The organism is Citrobacter sp. VF227 (assembly GCF_052950715.1).
Map to the genome: position 1 here is coordinate 1 of NZ_JBRFVF010000437.1, position 459 is coordinate 459.

General features: G+C 67.1%; 1 protein-coding gene. It reads left to right on the top strand.

The window, feature by feature from the left end:
• Positions 1-376, top strand: a 376-nt coding sequence (locus tag ACU8YC_RS27195; RefSeq protein ID WP_446896287.1) for a cache domain-containing protein, incomplete at its 5' end; no start/stop codon positions are given.
• Positions 377-459: the final 83 nt, after the last annotated feature.

The window sequence follows — 459 nt, forward strand, 5'->3', positions numbered from 1 at the left end:
TGCCAAGGCGCTGCTCGACCGCGCCGTTCGGCAGGTCAAGGACAAGGGCGCCGAGGCAGCCTTCCGCAGCTTCAACGACCCGCGCGGCGGCTTCGTCTTCCAGGACGAATACGTCTTCGCCATCGGCCTCGACGACGGCCGTTACCGCGCCAGCGGCAGCTCGCCGAACCTGGTGGGCGTCGATGTGCGCAGCGTCACCGATGCCGCCGGCAAGCCGCTGTTCAAGGACATGATCGAACTGGCACGCAAGCAGGGTTCGGGCACGGTGGATTACGTCTGGCGCAACCCGGCGACCAATGCGGTCGAGCAGAAGCACACGCTGATCCAGCGGGTCGACGACGTGCTGCTGGGCGTGGGCTACTACACCCGCCCCTGAGGGCACTCGCAGGGTTTGTGACGGTTCGGTGAACGGGGCCGGCGGGCCAGGGTCAATCGAGTATCCCCGGTGCAGATCTGCGT